Annotated in this window: 3 protein-coding genes and 1 pseudogene; 3 read left to right on the top strand and 1 reads right to left on the bottom strand. The window is 45.0% G+C overall.

Annotation, left to right across the window (positions count from 1 at the left end):
• The 3 genes and pseudogenes from F6K37_RS40030 to F6K37_RS40020 all read left to right on the top strand — a co-directional run.
• Positions 1-341 (top strand): annotated as a pseudogene (locus tag F6K37_RS40030) (photosystem II q(b) protein); the annotation flags it as partial.
• A gap of 349 nt (positions 342-690) precedes the next feature.
• Positions 691-876 carry a hypothetical protein gene (locus tag F6K37_RS40025; protein WP_008185541.1) on the top strand — a complete coding sequence of 62 codons (186 nt, stop codon included), beginning with the start codon at positions 691-693 and terminating at the stop codon, positions 874-876.
• 2 nt (positions 877-878) lie between these two features.
• Complete coding sequence (locus F6K37_RS40020; protein ID WP_287256829.1) at positions 879-1,139, top strand: hypothetical protein; 261 nt, start codon at positions 879-881, stop codon at positions 1,137-1,139.
• 167 nt (positions 1,140-1,306) lie between these two features.
• Here the strand turns inward: F6K37_RS40020 and F6K37_RS40015 are convergent.
• On the bottom strand, positions 1,307-1,946 hold a 640-nt coding region (locus tag F6K37_RS40015), incomplete at its 5' end, for a formylglycine-generating enzyme family protein (RefSeq protein ID WP_287256827.1).

Here is a 1,946-nt window from a genome sequence, read left to right as displayed (position 1 = left end):
TCGTTGCAGCTCACGGCTACTTCGGTCGTTTGATCTTCCAATATGCGTCCTTCAACAACAGCCGTGCCTTGCACTTCTTCTTAGGTGCTTGGCCTGTAGTAGGCATCTGGTTTACCGCTTTGGGCATTAGCACCATGGCGTTCAACCTGAATGGCTTCAACTTCAACCAGAGCATCATCGACTCACAAGGTCATGTAATTAGCACTTGGGCTGATGTACTTAACCGCGCTAACCTAGGTTTCGAGGTAATGCACGAGCGTAACGCTCACAACTTCCCTCTAGACTTAGCTGCTGGTGAGGTTACTCCTGTTGCTTTAACTGCTCCAGTTATCAACGGCTAATCTAAACTGGGCTTAATTGGCTAAGTTTGAAAGAAGCGCTCTCCGTTTGGGGGGCGCTTTTTTGTTTTTATATAACGGGAATCGGGAATCGGGAATCGGGAATCGGGAATCGGGAACAGGGAGTTGCGTAGGGTGCGTTAGGGGCGGGCTTGCCCTAATTTTAAGCCTCTTCGCGCCTGGTTGAAATAGCCCGCCCCGTAACGCACCAGCAGGTCAAACCGCAAAAATGAGATCTACCGATTCATTCACCCTACAAGATAAAAAGTATGGGTAGGTAAAATATAAAGGTGGTGAAGACACCATCCCGATAAGATACTGGTGTAAGTCTGTGGGTGCATCTATAAACTTTATGGGAAAGAAAAACCACAAAAAGGCAATTCGTAGCTTGAATCAGCGCATTGCTGAACACCAAGAAAAGATTAAACTAGAGTATGAAAAGGACTTTCCCGATCAAGGTTTAATAAGGCATTGGGAAACTGAGATTCGTGCCTTTGAGAAGGGCATTCAGCAAGCACTAAAACGATTGGGGAAATAATTATGCAGATTCGCGATCGCTCCCTTCCTATTAATAGCAATACTCTGAAGACATTAATTACAGAATTAGGCTCAGAATGCCAAACGGTTACCGCTTTAATTCATCAGCTTCACTCACCTCACCTTAGTGCTAGACAACAAGCGGAAATTCTGGCAGAATTGCTGGCTGCTGCAATTCATTTGAATGTTCATTGTGGCGAGGAATTTCAGAGGCTAATTGCCCAGGAGATGGAAAAATTGCCGGATGATGATGAACAGGAGTAAATCGGAAACTGTTACCAGATTCGCTGTTCCCAGATCTGCGTTTTAGGGAGCAGAGAGCAGGGAGCAGCAAAGAGGCAAGATGAAAAAAATAATGTGTACCTCATAGCTATGATAAACGCTATAAGTATTTTATTCACTTTAAATCATCTGACTTCTGACTTCTGACTTCAAACTTCTGACTTCATCCCGGCGCACAATACACGAAAACCATCATCGTTGAGGCGGATGTCGCGCCTAAGGCTGTTGTCGCGAATCGCAGAACGGCAGAAATCAGGATAGAAGTTCCAGGAGCCGCCCCGCAGATGTGAATATGACTGATTTTTATCATTATTGGCTGAATATGACTGATTTTCAGTATTGACATTTTCTGCTTCATTACCATCAATCCAAGCACTGCCATCTGTGGGCGCACCTTTGTAGTTATCATGCCAGTCATCAGCGCACCATTCCCAAACGTTCCCGTGCATATCACTGAGTCCAAAAGAGTTGACGACTTTAAAATAGCCTACTGCTGTTGTTTCCTGACGGTATTCTCCTTTTTGCCCTCTACCATAAGCTCCTGACCATCCAAAGTCTTTATCATCCGTTCCGCGATAATTAGCCAAAGCTGTTGTAATGGTTTCTCCGAAGTGGAATGGGGGATAGGATTCTCCGTTTTCCAGGTTCAAAGGTTTTGTAACCCCTCGACAGGCATATTCCCATTGGGCTTCAGAAGGTAGTCTATAATCCCTTCCTGTTAGCTTAGAAAGGCGGTCACAGAACTCTACTGCATCATACCAATTGACTTGTTCAACAGGTCTTTGCCAT

The organism is Moorena sp. SIO4E2, assembly GCF_010671945.1.
Classification (GTDB): Bacteria; Cyanobacteriota; Cyanobacteriia; order Cyanobacteriales; family Coleofasciculaceae; genus Moorena; species Moorena producens.
Note: the sequence above shows the minus strand (reverse complement) of the source record. Positions and strands in the feature narration are given on the sequence as shown.